We start from the raw sequence: 17,072 nt of genomic DNA on the forward strand, positions 1-17,072 counted from the left end.
GGCGGCCCTGGGCGGTGTGCGCCTGCGCGGTCACCGCCCTGCTGGTCAGCCCGGTCTCATGGACCCACCACTGGGTGTGGTGCGTGCCGCTGGTGCTGCTGCTGTGGACACGCGGGCACCGGGCGGCGGCACTGGGCACCCTGCTGGTCTTCTGGTCGTACATCCCGTGGTGGGTGCCGCACGGGCCCGGGCGGCGGGAACTCCACCTGGGCGGGGCGCACTTGCTGCTGTCGGCCGGCTACGGCGTCACCGGTGCGCTCTTCCTCGCGCTGGCCCGGAGATCCTCGCCGGGCCCCGGGGCCGGCGAGGTCCGCGTCAAGCGGTGACGAACTGGTAGAACCTCTTGAGCGTGCAGTGCTCCTCCAGGAGCCGGCCGTAGATCGGCTCGCCTTCCAGTTCCCGGTAGGTCTCGATGGGGTCGCCTTTTATGATCAGCGCCCGCGCGCATTCCTCGCACCAGTACTGGTAGTCGGGATTGATCGGCTCCATGTCGCGGACGATGGGCGTACCACTCCCGCACCAGTCGCACTTCCGCCGGTGTGCCCCCATCGATCAGCTCCAGGTGTGGCCGCAGGCCGTGCACACGTACGAGATTCCGCCATTGTCGCCGAGCACCTGCGCCACATGCGCGGAACCGCAGGAAGGGCAGCTCAGCCGGGTGATCGAATCCCGTATCAACGCCGCACCGAGGAGGTGGCCGACCTCCTCAAGGATGCTCGCAGGCATCGCTACTCCCTCCCGTCGGGCCGCGCCCCCTTCCGGCCGTTTGATTCTGCCACGACCGGACCAATACGGTCAGCGACGCTTCAGTACCAGTCCGGACACGGCGCCCGCCGCGGCCGTCCCGGCCAGCGCCCAGGCACACACCGAGAACGCCTCCGCGGAGGTGTACGGCCCGGGGGCCCCGAACGACTCGATCCGGTTCAGGAACAGGGTGCCGAAAGCCGCCACGCCGATCAGCTGACCGAGTTGCGCGACCGTGGCCAGCAGGCCGCTGGCGTCCGCCGCGTCCTCCGGCCGTACCGTGGCGAGTGCCCCGGTGAGCGTCGGACTGAACGCGAGCGCCAGCCCGGCCCCCGTGCCCGCGTACCCCGCGTACAGCACCGCGCCTCCGGATCCGCCGCCGTGGAAGGCGAGTCCCACGACGGCGACGGACACCGCGGTGAGCGTGAACCCGGCCGGCGTGAGCGCCCGCTGCCAGGCGGCCGGCCACCTCCGCCAGGTGAGGCTTACGGCACCGAAGAAGACGGCGGTCGGTACGAAGCCCAGCCCGGCCCGCAGGGCGCCGTAGCCGAGGCCGCCCTGGACGTGCAGGGTCAGCGCGAAGAGGAAACCGGCGTTGACCGACATGACGGCGAGGATCCGGAAGACGGCCCGCCCGACACCTGGGTGCCGCAGCACCCGAGGCGTGATGAGCGGCGCGCCGCCCCGCCGGGCCAGCCGGGACTCGTAGCCGCAGAACGCGGCGAACAGCACCGCCGCCCCGGCCAGCGACAGCCACGACCACAGCGGCCAGTCCTCTTCCTGCCCGAGCACCAGCGGCACGGTCAGCAGCGACACGGCGGACCCGAGCAGCACCAGGCCCGGCAGGTCGAGAGCACGCGCCCGCTCCCGCCCTGCCGTGCCGCCCAGTGGCAGGACCCTGCGGCCCAACAGGAACAGCACGGTTCCCACCGGCACGTTGACCAGGAACACCGGCCGCCAGCCGGTGCCGAACAGGTCGGCGCTGACCAGCACACCGCCGACGACCTGTCCGGCCGCCGCGCCGACGGCCAGGACCGCCGAGTAGGCGCCGAGCGCCCGGGCCCGCGCCTCGCCGGTGAAGGTGCGCTGGATGAGACTGAGCACCTGCGGGGTCATCAGCGCGGAGCCCGCGCCCTGGACCAGCCGGAACACGATCAGCTCGGGTGCGCCCCCGGCCAGTCCGCAGGCGAGCGAGGCGGCGGTGAACAGGCCCAGCCCGGCGAGGTGCACCCGGCCGTGGCCGAGCCGGTCCCCGAGCCGGGCGCCGGTGATCAGCAGCACGGAGTAGGTGATCGTGTAGCCGGCGATCACCAGCTGCAGGTCGGCGCCCGAGGCGTGCAGGCCGGAACCGATCGAGGGCGCCGCGACGTTCACGATGAACACGTCCAGCACCGCCATGAACAGGGCGGCGAGCAGCACACCGAGCAGCAGGCGGGGCCGGTTGTCAGTGCCGGGTGGTTCACTGTCCGTGACGGTTGATTCCGCCCTGATGGCGACCGCGAGGTCACTGTCAGTGGCGGGTGGTTCACTGTTCGCAGGGTTCGGACCGGGCCTGGCGCCCGGCCCGGTCCGGGATGTCGTCGTCATGGCGTCGAGCGTGACGGCGGGCCGGTACGGGTGCCGAGTGCCCGCCGATGCTGGTACTGCCGGCACCTGGCAGAAGCGGGCCCGGATAAGAACGATGAGACGGAGACGACGGGGGCTGGACGATGGGGACGAGGACACAGCGACGACGGCCGGAGCTGGCCGCCTTTCTGCGCAGCAGGCGGGCCAGGGTCACACCGGCCGATGTGGGGATGCCGCCGGGGCTGCGGCGGCGCACCCCCGGGCTGCGCCGGGAGGAGGTCGCGCAGCTCTCCGGTGTGGGCGTGACCTGGTACACGTGGCTGGAGCAGGGCCGGCCGATCAACGCCTCGCCGCAGGTGCTGGACGCGGTGGCGCGCACACTGCGGCTGGACCCGCCGGAGCGGGAGCACCTGTACCGGCTGGCGGAGGTGCCTTTCCAGCCGGACCCCGAGGGGCTGAGCCGGCGGGTCGGCGCGGAGGTGCAGGGCATCATCGACGCCCTGGACCCGATGCTGGCGGTGGTCTACAACGCGCGGTACGACGTCCTGGCCACGAACGCCGCCTACCGCGACCTGTTCCTGGTCCCGCCGGCCGGTGCCGCCGGCACGGGCCTGCCGAATGTGCTGTGGACGCTGTTCACGCTGCCGGAGGGTGTCTGCCCGCTGGTGAACCGGGAGGTGGAGCTGCCGCTGATGGTGGCGACGCTGCGCTCCTCCTACGGCAGGCACGTGGGCGAGCCGGCCTGGGAGGACTACATACGCGGGCTGTCGGCGGCGAGCCCCTGGTTCGCCAGGCTGTGGGCGAGCTGTGAGGTGGTGCCGCCGGGGCCCCGGGTGAAGACCTTCCGGCACACCGCGGTCGGCGAGATGCGGATGACCTCGCAGTCGCTGTCCATCGACGGGATGCCCGAGTGCCGGATCGTCGTCTACACCCCCGACGACGAGGACGCGCGAGCGAAGATCGCGTTGCTGCGGGAAGGAAGGGAGCGGCTCTTCCCGCCGGCGGACAAGGAGGTCGTCCACGGCTGAACACGAAAATCCCGCCCCCAGGCGGGGACGGGATTCTCATCACCGATCTTTGACAACTCAACAGAGTGTCGATCAGTGGAGCTAAGGAGAATTGAACTCCTGACCTCCTGCATGCCATGCAGGCGCTCTACCAACTGAGCTATAGCCCCTGGTGTTCTTCCCGCTCGGCGGGGCGAACAAGAAGAACTTTAGCCTGTGACCTGCCGGAAAGTGAAATCCGGGTCCGGGGGGGCCGGGGACGGTCAGTCGTCGTCGCCGAGGACGGGCTCCGGAAGGGTGCCCGCGTTGTGCTCCAGCAGGCGCCAGCCGCGGGCGCCCTCGCCGAGCACGGACCAGCAGCAGTTGGAGAGGCCGCCGAGGCTCTCCCAGTGCCGGGCCTCCAGGCCGAGGAGCCGGCCGATGGTGGTGCGGATGGTGCCGCCGTGGCTGACGACGACGAGGGTGCCGTCCTCGGGCAGCTTCTCGGCGTGCCGCAGCACGACGGGGGCGGCGCGGTCGGCGACCTCGGTCTCCAGTTCGCCGCCGCCGCGGCGGACCGCTTCCCCGCGCTTCCAGGCGGCGTACTCCTCGCCGTGGCGGGCGATGATCTCCTCGTGCGTCAGCCCCTGCCAGACGCCCGCGTAGGTCTCGCGCAGGCCCTCCTCGCGGGTGACCTCGAGGCCGGTGAGGGCGGCCAGCTCGGCGGCCGTGCGCGCCGCCCGCCGCAGGTCCGACGAGACGATGGCGTCGGGCCGCAGGGAGGCGAGCAGCCGGGCGGCGCGACGGGCCTGGCCAAGGCCCGTCTCGGTCAGCTCGACGTCCGTGGTGCCCTGGAAGCGCCGCTCGACGTTCCAGGAGGTCTGGCCGTGTCGCCACAGGATGATGCGGCGGCCCCGGCCCGTGCGGTCGGTCACCTCACCCGTGGCGCTCATCACCACTCCCCGCCCGGCTCCTGGTCGGCCTCGGCGGCCTGCAGCCTGGCGTGCTCCTCGGCCTTGCCGCGGGTGGCCTTGGCGTCGGCGGGCAGCTCGATCTCGGGGCAGTCCTTCCACAGCCGCTCCAGGGCGTAGAAGACCCGCTCCTCGCTGTGCTGGACGTGCACGACGATGTCGACGTAGTCGAGCAGGACCCAGCGGGCCTCGCGGTCGCCTTCACGGCGGACCGGCTTGGCGCCGAGTTCCTTCTGCAGGCGCTCCTCGATCTCGTCGACGATGGCCTTGACCTGGCGGTCGTTCGGCGCGGACGCGAGCAGGAAGGCGTCCGTGATCGACAGTACGTCGCTCACGTCGTAGGCGATGACGTCGTGGGCGAGCTTGTCGGCCGCCGCCTGGGCGGCGGTGTTGATGAGCTCAAGGGAACGGTCGGTGGCGGTCACTACATGGCTTTCCGTCGGCGGTCTTTTGCCCTCAAGGGTCTCACGGACCGCCCGGCGCGCCCCACGGGATTACGGCGGCACGTGGGGCGCGCGGGCCGCGCTCCGCCGGGGAGCGCGGCCCGGGGTCAGGACGGGGACGGCTTGTAGTCGCGGCCGAGGACCACCGAGACGTCGGCGCCCGAGGAGACGGTGCCCTTGGTCACGGAGCCGGCGGGCAGCCCGAGGGTCTTGGCGACCTCGGCGGCCTTCGCCTGGTCGGCGGCGTCCTCGTAGGTCACCTTCGAGGCGGCCTCGGTGCCGGAGGCGCTGCCGCCCTCCAGGAAGGTGAAGCCGCCGTTGAGGAGCACGACGCGGGCCTTCTCCGTGTCGTCCTTCACACCGGTGGCGTTCTGGACGGAGACCCTGACCGCGGTGCCGGCGTCGGGGCTCTTCGCGGTGCCGCCGAGGATGTCCTTCACCACGCTGTCGCTGGTCTCGGCGCTGAGCGTGCCGTCGGGCCGTACGGGCAGCAGGGCGGTCTTGTAGTCGCCGCTCTTGGCCAGGTCGGCGAGCCTGGCGAGGAAGGTGCCGAGGTCCTTGTCGGTGAGCGGCGGATCGAGGATCTGCGCGAGTGTCTGCACGGTGGTGGTGGCGGAGGCCGGGTCGGAGGACATCTTGCGCAGCACGCCCTGCATGACCTGGCCGAACCGCTGCAACTGGGCGTTCTCCGACTCGCCCGGGGCGCGGTAGGTCGCGTAGGCGACGGCCATCTTGCCGCTGAGGGTCTGGTCCTGGCCCTTGTGGACGAGCGGGGCGGCGCCCTTCTTCTTGGCGTCCGGGTCGGGCACGTCGGTGTCGGTGTCGATCTCGATGTTGCCGACGAGGTCGACGAGGTTCTGCAGGTAGGGCGTGTCGAGCCGCCAGCTGCCCTGGAGGCTGGTGCCGAGGACGGTGTCGAGCTGGTCGCGGGTGCCGGAGGTGTCGTCGTCGTCCACGGACTTGGCGAGGGTCGTGGTGGAGCCGTCGTCGTCGGTCAGGGCCAGGGAGTTGGGCAGCAGGACCGTGGTGCCCTGCTTGGTGGTGGTGTTGTCGACCAGCAGGGCCGTGGAGGTGCCGCCCTTGACGGTGTTGTGCAGGTGGACGACGAGCACATCGCGTTTCTGCGCGGTGACCGGGGCGGCGGTGCCGCCCCGGCTCCCGGAGGACAGGCCGGGCAGCTTTCCGGCGTACCAGAGGTAGCCGACCCCGCCGGCCGCGACGACGGCGAGGACGACGAGCAGGGCGATGAGCCGGCTGCGGGCGCGGCGGCGGGCCTCCTCGCGGCGCTCGGTGCGGTTCTCGGTGAACTTCAGCCAGTCGATGACGTCCTCGGAGTCACCGTCCGGCTCCTCGACGAAGGCGAACTGTTCGGTGCGGTAATCCGCTCCGGCCGGCCCGGGCCCGGTCGCCTCGGCGGCCGTGCCGTCCCGCGCGACCGGACCGTCCTGCGCGACCGGACCGTCCTGCGTGGCCGGGGTGCCCTCCGCGGGGCCGGCCTGCTGCGGGATGTAGGCGGTCTGCTCGGCGACAAGGGGCTGCCGGTCACCGCTCGCGGCCTGCCCGTAGGGGTCGTAGCCGCCGGCGTCCTGGGGTGCGGTGCCGGTGGCGTACGGGTCGTACGGGGCCTGGGAGCCGTAGGCGTCGTAGCCGGTGTAGGAGTCGTAGGCGGGCTGCTGGTGGCCGGGGGCGTAGGGGGAGGCCGGCGGCTGCTGGCCGGTGGTGTAGGGGTCGTAGCCGTAGCCCTGCTGCTGGGCGTACGGGTCGTAGGCCGCCTGCTGGGCCTGGGGAGCCTGCTCGGCCGGTACCTGCCGGTACACGGGCCGGCCGTACTCGTCGTAGCCGACGATTTCGTACGGAACGGCGCCGTAGCCCGTGTCACCCGCGTCGTATCGGTCGTTCACCGGTGCCCCTCTCGGCTCACTCGCCGCGGTACAGCTCGCGCTTGTCGATGTAGCGCACGACTCCGTCCGGGACCATGTACCAGATGGGGTCGCCCTTGGCGACTCGCGCGCGGCAGTCCGTGGAGGAGATGGCGAGGGCCGGCACCTCGACCAGCGAGACGCCGCCTTCCGGCAGGCCCGGGTCGGTCAGGTGGTGGCCGGGGCGGGTGACGCCGATGAAGTGCGCGTAGGAGAACAGTTCCTCGGAGTTGTGCCAGGTCAGCAGCTGGGCGAGGGCGTCGGCGCCGGTGATGAAGAAGAGGTCGGTGTCCGGGTTGAGGGCGCGCAGGTCGCGCAGGGTGTCGACGGTGTAGGTGGGCCCGCCGCGGTCGATGTCGATACGGCTGACGGAGAACTGCGGGTTCTCGGCGGTCGCGATGACCGTCATCAGGTAGCGGTCCTCGGCCGGGGACACGTTGCGGTGCGACTTCTGCCACGGCTCGCCGGTGGGGACGAAGACCACCTCGTCCAGGTGGAACTGCGCGGCGACCTCGCTGGCCGCCACCAGGTGCCCGTGGTGGATCGGGTCGAATGTCCCGCCCATGACGCCCAGGCGCCGCTTGCCCGTGTGGGCGGGGGCGTGGCCCGGTCCGTACTGCGGGTGCTTCACCGGGTCGCCGGCCGTCTCACGCGCCGGACCGGTAGGCATGTCCTGCTCTCCCATGCGTGCAGACCCTACCGGCCCGGCCTCGAACGTCCGGCCGGGGACGGGTCCCCGCTCAGCGGTCGCGGTTGAAGCGCGTGGTGATCCACAGCAGCAGGAGCAGGATGATCAGGGCGCTGCCGCCGGTGACGGCCGGGTTCAGGCTGTTGTGGTTTCCGCCGTGCTCCCCGCCTTCGGCGGCAAGGGTGACCAACTGGGCTGCGGCGCTGTGGAAGCTCATCTTCGGCAGGACCTATCGCGTGTGGGCGGAATAAAGATGTCGGCTCATCGTAAGCGGGCGGCCGTGCGGCGATCACGCCGACTCCGCCGTTGGGGACCCGGGGCACCGGCGGCCGGCCCCGGCGAAGACCGTCCGCCGTGGACGGACGGGGAACTTCCGGCGCGCGTCAGTCGTCCTTGCGCTTGTAGCCGCTCAGCAGGAACCAGGCGGTCAGCGCACAGCCGACGACCATCACGACCAGCACGATACGGAGCAGGTTGCCCGACCCGTGCTGCTGGACGGCGCTCGTGGCGGCCTCGGTCAGCCGGGCGGCTGCGGGGTGGTGCTCCATGGCGGGGACTCCTTCGGGTGTGCTGCCTGTCCACGGTATCTCCGCCTAGGCTGGGTCCCGCCTCGGGGGCGCAGTGGGCACTGACACGTACATGGGGGAAGACATGTCCGACGACGGCCGGCAGCAGACGGGGCAGGAGCGGTTGCCCGGCAGGCAGCGCAGGCGTTTCCCGGGGATCTCCTCGCGTGCGTACGAGCACCCGGCGGACCGATCGGCCCTGGTCGCGCTGCGCAGGCTGAGCGGGTTCGACACCGTGTTCAAGGCGCTCAGCGGGCTGCTGCCGGAGCGGAGCCTGAGGCTGCTGTTCCTATCCGACTCGGTACGGGTCTCCGAGCGGCAGTTCTCCCACCTGCACGACATGCTGCTGGACGCCTGTTACATCCTGGACCTGGAGAAGGTCCCGCCGATGTACGTCACGCAGGACCCGCGGCCGAGCGCGATGTGCGTCGGCCTGGACGAGCCGATCATCGTGGTCGGCACGGGGCTGGTGGAACTGCTCGACGAGGAGGAGATGCGGGCGGTCATCGGGCACGAGGTGGGGCACGCGCTGTCCGGGCACTCGGTGTACCGCACGGTCCTGCTGTTCCTGACCAGCCTCGCGGTGAAGGTCGCGTGGATCCCGCTCGGGAATCTCGCGGTCACGGCGATCGTCACGGCGCTGCGGGAGTGGTTCCGCAAGTCGGAGCTGTCCGCCGACCGGGCGGGCCTGCTGGTGGGCCAGGACGTGCGGGCCTCGATGCGGGGCCTGATGAAGATAGCGGGCGGCAACCACCTGCACGAGATGAACGTGGACGCGTTCCTGGAGCAGGCCGAGGAGTACGACTCCGGTGGTGACCTGCGCGACTCCGTGCTGAAGATCCTGAACGTGCTGCCCCGCTCCCACCCGTTCACCACCGTGCGGGCCGCCGAGCTGAAGAAGTGGGCCGAGTCGCGGGACTACCAGCGGATCATGGACGGCCACTACCCACGGCGCGACGAGGACAAGGACACCTCCGTCAGCGATTCCTTCCGCGAGTCGGCGGCCGGCTACGCGAGCGATGTGAAGAGCTCCAAGGACCCGTTGATGAAGCTGGTCACCGACCTGGCGGGCGGCGCGGGCGACCTGGGCGGCCGGGTCCGGCGCGGTTTCGACGGCTTCCGGAGCCCTCCGCCGGCGGCCGGGGACACCCCGGGCACGGACGCGTAGCCCCGGCCTTCCGGCCCGCCGGCCCCTTCCGGAGCACGTCCGGCGGACCCCACGGGTCCCGGCCGACAGCCACCGCAGGGCCACAGACCGGCGGCCCTCCCCAGAGCGCATCCACACCCCTGGCCGGCACCCTCCGGGAGCACGGCCCGCAACTCTCGCGGAGGGCGTCCGGCATCCCTCACACGAGCCGGCCGGCGGGCAACCCTCCCGGAGCGCGTCCGCCCTCCTGGCCGAGCCGCGACCCGCACCCGCCCCGGAGAGCGACCGCACCTGTCACCGACTCGCGGCCGACGGACCTTCCGGAGCCCGTCCGGCACCCCTCGCCGGGCCGGGGCCGGCAGCCCTCGCCCGGTCGCTACCCGCAACCCTCCCGGAGCCCGTCCGGCACTCCTCACGAGAGCCCGTCGGTGGGGTTCACACGCTCGGCTGGGCTCCCGTGGACAGTGTTCCGCAGAGGGATGCCGGGCTGTCCGTGTCGTAGGGGTTGGTGGCCGCGGGGCCGTCCGTTCCGGCCGCCTGGCCGGCCAGGAGGGGGCGCAGGTAGGCCGAGGCGTCCTCGGCGCAGGCGAGGGGGCCCGCCTGGACGTAGGACGCGATCAGCTGGACCTGGCGGGTGCGCAGGTCGTCGCGGTCGAGGTGGAACGTCAGTTCGCGGCGGACCGTGAAGAGGGACGCGGGGGTGCGCGGGGCGGCGCCGGCGGGGCGCAGGGCGTACACGAAGGTGTGGTCGGCGGAGACCTTGAGCGTCGCCGCGTCGGCCTCGGTGACCTTCAGGGTGCCGAAGACACGGATCCGGTCGTCGGCCAGCCGGGCTCGCGCGGGGTCGATGCGGACCATCCAGCCCGTGGAGGCGTGCCGCCCGTCCGCGGCGGGGTGGGCCACGCTCCGGTCGAACTGGTCGAGCTGCCCGGAGTCGACCAGCGCGCGGACGGGGCGCACCTCCTGGCCGGCCAGCACCTCGGGGTGGAGGGAGGAGCGGACGATGTAGTCCTTGACGGCGGTGAGGGCGCTCACCACCTGGCTGTCGGAGAAGTGGGCGGTGCGGCGCGAGGCCGGCAGCGGAATGCCCTCGGCGCCGATGCCGAAGGGGGCGGCGGGGCTGTGCGTGAACAGCCGCTCGGGGTCGGCGGCGCCGGGCACCTTGCCGTGCGGGGCGAGCGGGACGACCGTCATCCGCAGCGCCTCCACGGACCGGCGGACCGGCGTGGAGCCGTAGGGGTGGCGGACGCCCATGTAGACGGCGGTGCCGAAGGCGACGGCGATCAGCACGGCGAGGATCAGGATCTGCCGGGTGAGTCCGCGGCGCAGGGGCGGGCGGCGGCGTACGGCGGGCGCGTGGTCGGCCATCCGCTCCGCGGCGGAGGACTCCTGGAGCCGGGCAGCACGGACGAACGACTCGTCGAAGACGACGGATCGGTATTCGTCCTCCGCACCGCCGGGGCCGCCCTCGGGTGTCCCCTCCGGTGGGTCTCCAGGCCCGCCCATACCTTCAGAGTAGGTTCGGCGGGCCCCGGGTAAACGCCCGGCCGACGACAACTTCTGACAGGTTCTCAACAGGCGCGGGCGGGCGCTCGGAGGGCGCTCAGGGGGAGTGCGGGACGGCCGAGACGGCGGGCCGGGGATGGTCCTCGGAGGCGGCGGGAGCGGAGGCGGTGTCCTTGCCGACGCCGGTCGAGGCGGGCGCGGGGACCCGGTCGCGGGTGCCCGAGGAGCCTCCCCGGTAGACGGCGGCGAAGGCCAGGGCGACCATGCCGATGCCCATCACGACGGCCAGGACCCAGGCGACGGGACGGTGCCAGCGGACGTGCTTGCCGTACGGGCCGTGGGGGCCGTCGCCGAGGACGTAGGCGTCGTCCGGCCCGTCATCGTCATGATCTTGACCGAATCCGGCGGTTCCGGGGCCGTAGCCGTCGTCGTAGCGCTCGCCCCGGGCGTGGGCGCGGCGGGCCTCCGCCTCGGAGGCCTCGGCTCTGGCCTGGGCGGCGGCCAGGAGGCGTTCGACGGCGGACGGTTCATGGACCGTGGCCGCCCGTACGAAGGCCTCGTCGAAGACCACGGAGGCGAACTCTTCGTCCGACACCCCGTGGTCGTGGTCGTCGTCGGGCTCCCAGCCGTCAGGGAACGGCGTACCCCCCACGTCCTCCGGCACGGATCCAGAGTAGACCTGGGGGGTCAATTTGGGCAGACGGTATGGAAATTCGTCTGCCTGGTGGGACGCCTTTCGGCCGGGTTCCCCGGGGCCCGGGTGCGCTCGGCCGGACGGGTGAACCTCAGCGGCGTACGTGCCCGTCGCCGGTGACGATGTACTTCGTGCTGGTCAGCTCCGGCAGCCCCATCGGGCCGCGGGCGTGCAGCTTCTGGGTGGAGATGCCGATCTCGGCGCCGAAGCCGAACTGGCCGCCGTCGGTGAAGCGGGTGGAGGCGTTCACGGCGACGGTGGTGGAGTCGACCAGCTGGGTGAAGCGGCGGGCGGCCTGCTGGGAGGTGGTGACGATGGCCTCGGTGTGGCCGGAGGTCCACAGCCGGATGTGCTCGACGGCCTTGTCCAGCGAGTCGACCACCGCGGCGGCGATGTCGTAGGAGAGGTACTCGGTCTCCCAGTCCTCGGGGGTGGCCTCGACCGCGGTGACCTTGGAGTCCTTGGCGTAGGCCATGACCCGGTCGTCGGCGTGGACGGTGACCCCGGCCTCGGCGAGGGCGTCCAGGGCGCGGGGCAGGAACTCGGGGGCGATGTCCTGGTGGACGAGGAGGGTCTCGGCGGCGTTGCAGACGCTGACCCGCTGGGCCTTGGAGTTGATCAGGATCTCGATGGCCGTGTCGATGTCGGCCTGGGCGTCGACGTAGACGTGGCAGTTGCCGGTGCCGGTCTCGATCACGGGGACCGTGGACTCGTTGACCACGGTCTGGATCAGGGAGGCGCCGCCGCGCGGGATGAGCACGTCGACCAGGCCGCGGGCGCGCATCAGCTCGCGGACGGAGTCGCGGCTCTCGCCGGGCACGAGCTGGACGGCGTCGGCGGGGAGCCCGGCGCCGCCGACGGCGTCGCGGATCACGCGGACGAGGGCGGTGTTGGACTCGTAGGCGGAGGCGGAGCCGCGCAGCAGGACGGCGTTGCCGGACTTCAGGCACAGGGCCGCCGCGTCGACGGTCACGTTCGGGCGGGCCTCGTAGATGATGCCGACCACGCCGAGCGGCACGCGGACCTGGCGCAGGTCGATGCCGTTGGGGAGGGTGGAGCCGCGGACGACCTCGCCGACCGGGTCGGGCAGCTTGGCCACGTCGCGGACGTCGCAGGCGATGGCGCGGACCCGCTCGGGGGTGAGGGTGAGCCGGTCGACGATGGCCTCGCTGGTGCCGTTGTCCCTGGCCTTGGCCACGTCCTTGGCGTTCGCCTCGACGATCTCGGCGGTCCGGACCTCCAGGGCGTCGGCGATGGCGAGCAGCGCGTCGTCCTTCACGGCGCGCGGGAGCGGCGCGAGGTCGGCGGCGGCGGCCTTGGCCCGGTAGGCGGCCTGGGTGACCGGGGACATCGAGTCGTACGGCGAGAGCGTGGTCATGGGGGAAGGGTAGTGCGCGGGGCGCCGCTGTTCAGCGGTCGTCCCACACCCCGAGACACCCCAAAAGGGGTGAACCCCTCCCACGGGCCCCTCCCCCGCGCCCCTCCTCGGACACCTCAGAACGGGTGGACGCCCACCGGTGCCGCCGGGGGCGGACCGTAGCCCTCGGCGATGCGGTGGTGGTAGGTCTCCCGGTCGATGACCTCCAGGCCGACGATCTCCCAGGCCGGCAGGCCGGCGGTCTGCCGGTGCTCGCCCCACAGGCGCAGCGCCACCGCGGCGGCGTCGTGCAGGTCGCGGGCCTCTTCCCAGTACCGGATCTCGGCGTGGTCGGTCGCGTATCTGCTGGTCAGCAGGAAGGGGTGGTCGTGGGCGAGCTGTTCCAGGGCCCGCCGCAGTTCCGGCAGCGGGACCTTCTCGCCGGAGACGCTCAGGGTGACGTGCCACAGTCTGGGCAGGTCCCTGGGTTCCTCGTAGGTGTCCCCGGCCGCGACGCTCGTCAGAGCACCGCGGGACGCCGCCCCCGGGCGCACTCGTCTCACGACGGCCTCCTTCACGCATGGCCGGCAAGGCCGCATGGCTCGCTTGGCCTCTTGACGGAACGTGTTTCCTTCAACATGTTCCCGAGACAAAGTTGAGCAGGCCGCAGGGCTTCGTGTGGGGGTTTTACGGAACGTCCCCCACCGGGGGCGTTCCGTACGCTCCGCTTTACGAGTGGTTTTGCGAGCGTCAGGCGTGCAGGAGCACCAGGTCGTCCCTGTGTACGACCTCGCGTTCGTACGCGGCGCCCAGCTCGCGCGCCAGCTCACGTGTCGAACGCCCGATCAGCAGGGGGATCTCCTTGGCGTCGAAGTTGACGAGCCCCCGGGCCACCGCGCGGCCCCGCGCGTCCCGCAGTTCGACGGGGTCGCCGGCGCTGAACTCGCCCTCCACGGCGGCGATCCCGGCGGGCAGCAGCGACTTGCGCCCGTTCACGACCGCGTCCACCGCACCGTCGTCCAGGGTCAGGGCGCCCTGCGGGGTGGAGGCGTGCTGGAGCCACAGGAGCCGCTCGGCGGAGCGCTTGCCGGTGGGGTGGAAGTAGGTGCCGGTGTCACCGCCGGCCAGTGCCTCGGCCGCGTGCACGGCGCTGGTGAGCACCACCGGGATGCCGGCGGCGGCGGCGATCCGCGCGGCCTCCACCTTGGTGACCATGCCGCCGGTGCCCACGCCGGCCTTGCCCGCGCTGCCGATCTCGACGCCCGCGAGGTCCTGCGGGCCGCGCACCTCGGCTATCCGGGAGGTGCCGGGCCGGCTGGGGTCGCCGTCGTAGACGCCGTCGACGTCGGAGAGGAGGACGAGCAGGTCGGCGTGGACGAGGTGGGCGACGAGCGCGGCCAGGCGGTCGTTGTCGCCGAAGCGGATCTCGTCGGTGGCGACCGTGTCGTTCTCGTTGACGATCGGGAAGGCGCCCATCGCGAGCAGTTCGTCGAGGGTGCGGGAGGCGTTGCGGTGGTGGGCGCGGCGGCTCATGTCGTCGCTGGTGAGCAGGACCTGGCCGACGCGGACGCCGTAGCGGGCGAAGGAGGCGGTGTAGCGGGCGACGAGCAGACCCTGGCCGACGCTGGCGGCGGCCTGCTGGCGGGCGAGGTCCTTGGGGCGGCGGCGCAGGCCGAGCGGGGCGAGGCCGGCGGCGATGGCACCGGAGGAGACCAGGACGATCTCCCGCTCGCCCCCGCCGCGGCTCTTGGCGAGGACGTCCACGAGGGCGTCCACACGGTCGGCGTCCAGACCGCCCTCGGCGGTGGTCAGTGACGACGAACCCACCTTGACGACGATCCTGCGGGCCTCGCCCACGGCCTGCCTTGCCCTTGCCACGGTGCCTTCCGTCCCCTCGCGCTGTCCGGCTGCCTGTTCCGGCAATCTACGCGAAGCCGTGTGGATGGTGCGCCCGGGTCCGGTGGATGGACAGCGGTGTGCCCGCCCGCCGACAGGGCGTACGGTCGCGCAGCGTGGCCGTTCCGGCACCGTACGGCACCATGGAGGCACCGCGTTCTCGGCGCGGAACCGCCGGGGGGCCGCGGCCGCCGGTCCGGCGCGGTCTGAGACCATGGCGCCCATGCGTCAAATGGGTTCGAAACGTGCCGCCATGGGCGCGGTCTGTACTGCGATGGCCGTCATGTCTCTCGCCGGGTGCGGGAGTTCGGACCACGGCAAGCCGTCCGCTCACGCCCGGACGGACGACGCACAGCCGCGGCCCCCCCAGTCGAAGCGGATCCCCGGTGTCGGGGACCGGCTGTGGGACCGGGTGCCGGCCGGCTCCCGTCAGGCGGTCGTCGTGTACGGCGCGGGGAAGGACTCCCCCGACTCGGTCATCGCCCTCTTCGACAAGCACGGCTCGGTGTGGAAGCAGGAGCGTTCCTGGTCCGGGCACAACGGCCGCAGGGGCTGGACGACGAACCATCACGAGGGGGACCAGCGCAGCCCGGTGGGCGTGTTCACGCTGACCGACGCGGGCGGGGTGAACGCCGCGCCGGACGCCAGGCTGCCCTACACCAGGTCCGCCGCCTTCCAGGCGCCCCACTACTGGAAGAAGTCGTCCTGGCACGACTTCGACTACGTCATCGCCATCGACTACAACCGCGTGCGGGGCACCGCGCCCAACGACCCGACCCGGCCGCTGGGGCAGTCGAAGGGCGGCAGCATCTGGCTGCACGTGGACCACGGCAGCGGGACCTCGGCGTGCGTCAGCCAGTCCGCGTCGGACATGCGGTACCTGCTGCGCACGCTGGACCCGAAGGCGCACCCCGTCGTGGTGATGGGCGACCGGGAGGACCTGAAGGCCTGAGCCGGCCGGGTCCCGGCCAAGGGACCGGGACCCGGTCCCACCGGGCCATGACCCACGGGACCCACCCACCCGGGCCGTGACCCACGGGAGGCTCCCACCGGGCCGTGGCCCACGGGCCCGCCCGGCGCCCCGTAGACTCGGCCGTCCCGGCCCACCAGCCGGACACACCGGCCGTACACCGCACCGGCCCGCACAACCCGGCCGCCCCGGCCCACCGGTCCGCGCCCCGGCGCCGTACACCCCATCGGCCCCGTACGTCCCGCCGCCCCTTGCTTCCGGGCGCTACGCCCCCTCGCCCCGGCCCGGCCACCTCAGCCCCGCCGTTCGATCGCCTCCGCTCCCGTTCCCCGCGCCAACCACGCCCTTTTCACCGGTATTTCACGCCGGTAAGTCGCGGCATGTGTCGAATTCGCTACGGCATCGACCACTCAAACCAGCCACAGCGGCGAACATTGGCCGAAAAATGGCCGCTTAAATCGCCGCACAGTCGATCGAGCACGCCCAAAAGGGCCACACCGATCCTGTGAGGTTGCATCACCTTCCGGCCATATCAGGGAAGTTATTCCCCGCCTGCAAACAAACACAGGTGGTCAACAGAACGTTCACCTGGGTAACATCCAGCGGCGCGCAGTCGCGCTCTTGTTCGAATTAGTGAACTTCCGCCCCGCTGGCCGGACATGGCCACGCCTGACCCCCACTCCCGCCTGGCGAGCCCTCACATCGCCGTGCGCAGACGTCAGGCACCGACAGCGAAGGACCGCTTTGGACACCACCTACTGGAGCAGACGCCGGGTGCTCGGCGCCCTGGCGGCGACGACGGCAGTCGCGGCCACGTCGAGCCTCGTCCTCAACCCCGTGGCAGCCTGGGCCGACACCCCTCCCGCCGACACCGACGACGGTGACCCGCTGAACCTGCCCGACACCGACCGGGCGAAGGCCGTGCAGGCCTGGCTGCTGGGCGGTCCCGCCACCCGCGCAGCCGCGGAGCACGCGCTGAGCGGTACCGACGCCGACATCCAGACCTTCCTGACGGAGGAGCTGCCCAAGGTCACGGCGGAGGACAACCGGGTCGCCGTCGTCACCTCCCTGGCGGGCGGCGGCACGGGCATACGGCGGGAGGCCTCCGCGGCGCTGGGCAGCGGGGACACCGCCATCACCGCCTTCCTCGACGGTGGTTTCCACAGCGCGATCCTGGAGGACCTGCGCGTCGCGACCACCACGGTGATGGCGACGGGCGGCAAGGCCGTGAACCGCGACGGCAACACGGCCCTGAGCACCGGCACCCAGGAGGCGCTGGAGCAGTTCCTCCTGGACGGCCAGCACACGGCGCGCCTGGAGGACATGCGCTTCGAGGTCACCAAGCTCACCATCAACGCGGGCCCGCAGGTCAAGGAGTACGCCTCCCGGGCACTGTCCGGCACGGCCGAGGACGTCGAGTGGTTCCTCGAGACCGGCCAGCACATCGCCCGCGCCCGTGACCAGGAGACCGCGACCATCGAGGAACTGGTCGCCGTCGTCGAGCGCGAGGGAAAGCGGGCCGACGCGAAGACGAAGGAGGCCGAGGAGGCCTCCGCCCGCGCCACGGAAGCCGCGGCGAAGGCCAAGGAGGCCGCCGAGAAGGCCGCCGCCGAGGCCCA

The 17,072-nt window shown here is 72.2% G+C and carries 18 protein-coding genes, 1 tRNA gene and 1 pseudogene; 5 read left to right on the plus strand and 15 right to left on the minus strand.

What is annotated here, in order from left to right; all coding sequences use genetic code 11:
• Positions 1–326: pseudogene (locus tag H5J33_RS05950) on the plus strand (hypothetical protein); the annotation flags it as partial.
• On the opposite strand, the gene H5J33_RS05955 reads toward H5J33_RS05950, so the two are convergent.
• The 3 genes from H5J33_RS05955 to H5J33_RS05965 all read right to left on the minus strand — a co-directional run bounded on the left by H5J33_RS05955 (position 316) and on the right by H5J33_RS05965 (position 2,160).
• Positions 316–549, minus strand: coding sequence for a hypothetical protein (locus H5J33_RS05955; protein ID WP_030653820.1), 234 nt, complete (start codon positions 547–549; stop codon positions 316–318). The pseudogene H5J33_RS05950 and the gene H5J33_RS05955 overlap by 11 nt on opposite strands.
• A gap of 3 nt (positions 550–552) precedes the next feature.
• On the minus strand, positions 553–726 hold the full coding sequence (locus H5J33_RS05960) for a hypothetical protein (RefSeq protein WP_107058340.1): 174 nt from the start codon (positions 724–726) through the stop codon (positions 553–555).
• A 69-nt stretch (positions 727–795) separates the two neighbouring features.
• Positions 796–2,160, minus strand: a complete 1,365-nt coding sequence (locus H5J33_RS05965) for an MFS transporter (protein WP_258564914.1) — start codon at positions 2,158–2,160, stop codon at positions 796–798.
• Positions 2,161–2,453: 293 nt separating this feature from the next.
• Between H5J33_RS05965 and H5J33_RS05970 the strand changes: the two genes are divergently transcribed.
• A complete protein-coding gene (locus tag H5J33_RS05970) occupies positions 2,454–3,338 on the plus strand; it encodes a helix-turn-helix transcriptional regulator (RefSeq protein ID WP_181793714.1) in 885 nt (294 codons plus the stop codon).
• Positions 3,339–3,414: 76 nt separating this feature from the next.
• Here the strand turns inward: H5J33_RS05970 and H5J33_RS05975 are convergent.
• The 7 genes from H5J33_RS05975 to H5J33_RS06005 form a co-directional block, all read right to left on the minus strand.
• Positions 3,415–3,487, minus strand: a tRNA-Ala gene (locus H5J33_RS05975).
• A gap of 93 nt (positions 3,488–3,580) precedes the next feature.
• Positions 3,581–4,249 (minus strand): histidine phosphatase family protein, encoded by a 669-nt coding sequence (locus tag H5J33_RS05980; RefSeq protein WP_181793715.1) that lies wholly within the window; start codon positions 4,247–4,249, stop codon positions 3,581–3,583.
• Complete coding sequence (gene rsfS, locus H5J33_RS05985; protein WP_030777295.1) at positions 4,249–4,692, minus strand: ribosome silencing factor; 444 nt, start codon at positions 4,690–4,692, stop codon at positions 4,249–4,251. Before rsfS ends, H5J33_RS05980 begins: the two co-directional genes overlap by 1 nt.
• Positions 4,693–4,817: 125 nt before the next feature.
• Complete coding sequence (locus H5J33_RS05990) at positions 4,818–6,611, minus strand: LCP family protein (RefSeq protein ID WP_181793716.1); 1,794 nt, start codon at positions 6,609–6,611, stop codon at positions 4,818–4,820.
• Positions 6,612–6,627: 16 nt separating this feature from the next.
• Positions 6,628–7,314: a nicotinate-nucleotide adenylyltransferase gene (gene nadD, locus H5J33_RS05995; RefSeq protein ID WP_181793717.1), complete on the minus strand. Its 687-nt coding sequence runs from the start codon at positions 7,312–7,314 to the stop codon at positions 6,628–6,630.
• A gap of 55 nt (positions 7,315–7,369) precedes the next feature.
• Complete coding sequence (locus tag H5J33_RS06000; RefSeq protein ID WP_181793718.1) at positions 7,370–7,534, minus strand: hypothetical protein; 165 nt, start codon at positions 7,532–7,534, stop codon at positions 7,370–7,372.
• A 166-nt stretch (positions 7,535–7,700) separates the two neighbouring features.
• Complete coding sequence (locus H5J33_RS06005; RefSeq protein WP_181793719.1) at positions 7,701–7,865, minus strand: hypothetical protein; 165 nt, start codon at positions 7,863–7,865, stop codon at positions 7,701–7,703.
• A 103-nt stretch (positions 7,866–7,968) separates the two neighbouring features.
• On the opposite strand from H5J33_RS06005, the gene H5J33_RS06010 reads away from it, so the two are divergent.
• A complete protein-coding gene (locus tag H5J33_RS06010) occupies positions 7,969–9,051 on the plus strand; it encodes a M48 family metallopeptidase (RefSeq protein WP_181793720.1) in 1,083 nt (360 codons plus the stop codon).
• A gap of 414 nt (positions 9,052–9,465) precedes the next feature.
• Here the strand turns inward: H5J33_RS06010 and H5J33_RS06015 are convergent, their stop codons facing one another.
• The 5 genes from H5J33_RS06015 to proB form a co-directional block, all read right to left on the minus strand.
• A complete protein-coding gene (locus H5J33_RS06015) occupies positions 9,466–10,536 on the minus strand; it encodes a hypothetical protein (protein WP_181793721.1) in 1,071 nt (356 codons plus the stop codon).
• Between the two features lie 97 nt (positions 10,537–10,633).
• Positions 10,634–11,227, minus strand: coding sequence for a hypothetical protein (locus tag H5J33_RS06020; RefSeq protein WP_181793722.1), 594 nt, complete (start codon positions 11,225–11,227; stop codon positions 10,634–10,636).
• 94 nt (positions 11,228–11,321) lie between these two features.
• Positions 11,322–12,608 carry a glutamate-5-semialdehyde dehydrogenase gene (locus H5J33_RS06025; protein ID WP_181793723.1) on the minus strand — a complete coding sequence of 429 codons (1,287 nt, stop codon included), beginning with the start codon at positions 12,606–12,608 and terminating at the stop codon, positions 11,322–11,324.
• 116 nt (positions 12,609–12,724) lie between these two features.
• On the minus strand, positions 12,725–13,150 hold the full coding sequence (locus H5J33_RS06030) for a hypothetical protein (RefSeq protein ID WP_181793724.1): 426 nt from the start codon (positions 13,148–13,150) through the stop codon (positions 12,725–12,727).
• 187 nt (positions 13,151–13,337) lie between these two features.
• Positions 13,338–14,444, minus strand: a complete 1,107-nt coding sequence (proB, locus tag H5J33_RS06035) for a glutamate 5-kinase (RefSeq protein ID WP_181793727.1) — start codon at positions 14,442–14,444, stop codon at positions 13,338–13,340.
• A gap of 262 nt (positions 14,445–14,706) precedes the next feature.
• On the opposite strand from proB, the gene H5J33_RS06040 reads away from it, so the two are divergent.
• Together H5J33_RS06040 and H5J33_RS06045 are read left to right on the plus strand one after the other, a co-directional pair.
• Entirely contained in the window at positions 14,707–15,435 is a 729-nt protein-coding gene (locus tag H5J33_RS06040) for a hypothetical protein (RefSeq protein ID WP_181793725.1), read from the plus strand.
• A gap of 762 nt (positions 15,436–16,197) precedes the next feature.
• Positions 16,198–17,072: ALF repeat-containing protein (locus tag H5J33_RS06045; protein WP_181793726.1), on the plus strand; the 875-nt coding region annotated here is incomplete at its 3' end.

The sequence above is a fragment of the Streptomyces sp. WELS2 genome (assembly GCF_013870595.1).
Taxonomy (GTDB): Bacteria; Actinomycetota; Actinomycetes; order Streptomycetales; family Streptomycetaceae; genus Streptomyces.

Excerpts from the sequence above, each read along its gene's own strand:
- H5J33_RS05955 (WP_030653820.1), bottom strand. The coding sequence starts at position 549 with ATGGGGGCACACCGGCGGAAGTGCGACTGGTGCGGGAGTGGTACGCCC.
- H5J33_RS05960 (WP_107058340.1), bottom strand. The coding sequence starts at position 726 with ATGCCTGCGAGCATCCTTGAGGAGGTCGGCCACCTCCTCGGTGCGGCG.
- H5J33_RS05970 (WP_181793714.1), top strand. The coding sequence starts at position 2,454 with ATGGGGACGAGGACACAGCGACGACGGCCGGAGCTGGCCGCCTTTCTG.
- H5J33_RS05980 (WP_181793715.1), bottom strand. The coding sequence starts at position 4,249 with ATGAGCGCCACGGGTGAGGTGACCGACCGCACGGGCCGGGGCCGCCGC.
- nadD (WP_181793717.1), bottom strand. The coding sequence starts at position 7,314 with ATGGGAGAGCAGGACATGCCTACCGGTCCGGCGCGTGAGACGGCCGGC.
- H5J33_RS06000 (WP_181793718.1), bottom strand. The coding sequence starts at position 7,534 with ATGAGCTTCCACAGCGCCGCAGCCCAGTTGGTCACCCTTGCCGCCGAA.
- H5J33_RS06005 (WP_181793719.1), bottom strand. The coding sequence starts at position 7,865 with ATGGAGCACCACCCCGCAGCCGCCCGGCTGACCGAGGCCGCCACGAGC.
- H5J33_RS06010 (WP_181793720.1), top strand. The coding sequence starts at position 7,969 with ATGTCCGACGACGGCCGGCAGCAGACGGGGCAGGAGCGGTTGCCCGGC.
- H5J33_RS06015 (WP_181793721.1), bottom strand. The coding sequence starts at position 10,536 with ATGGGCGGGCCTGGAGACCCACCGGAGGGGACACCCGAGGGCGGCCCC.
- H5J33_RS06025 (WP_181793723.1), bottom strand. The coding sequence starts at position 12,608 with ATGACCACGCTCTCGCCGTACGACTCGATGTCCCCGGTCACCCAGGCC.
- H5J33_RS06040 (WP_181793725.1), top strand. The coding sequence starts at position 14,707 with ATGCGTCAAATGGGTTCGAAACGTGCCGCCATGGGCGCGGTCTGTACT.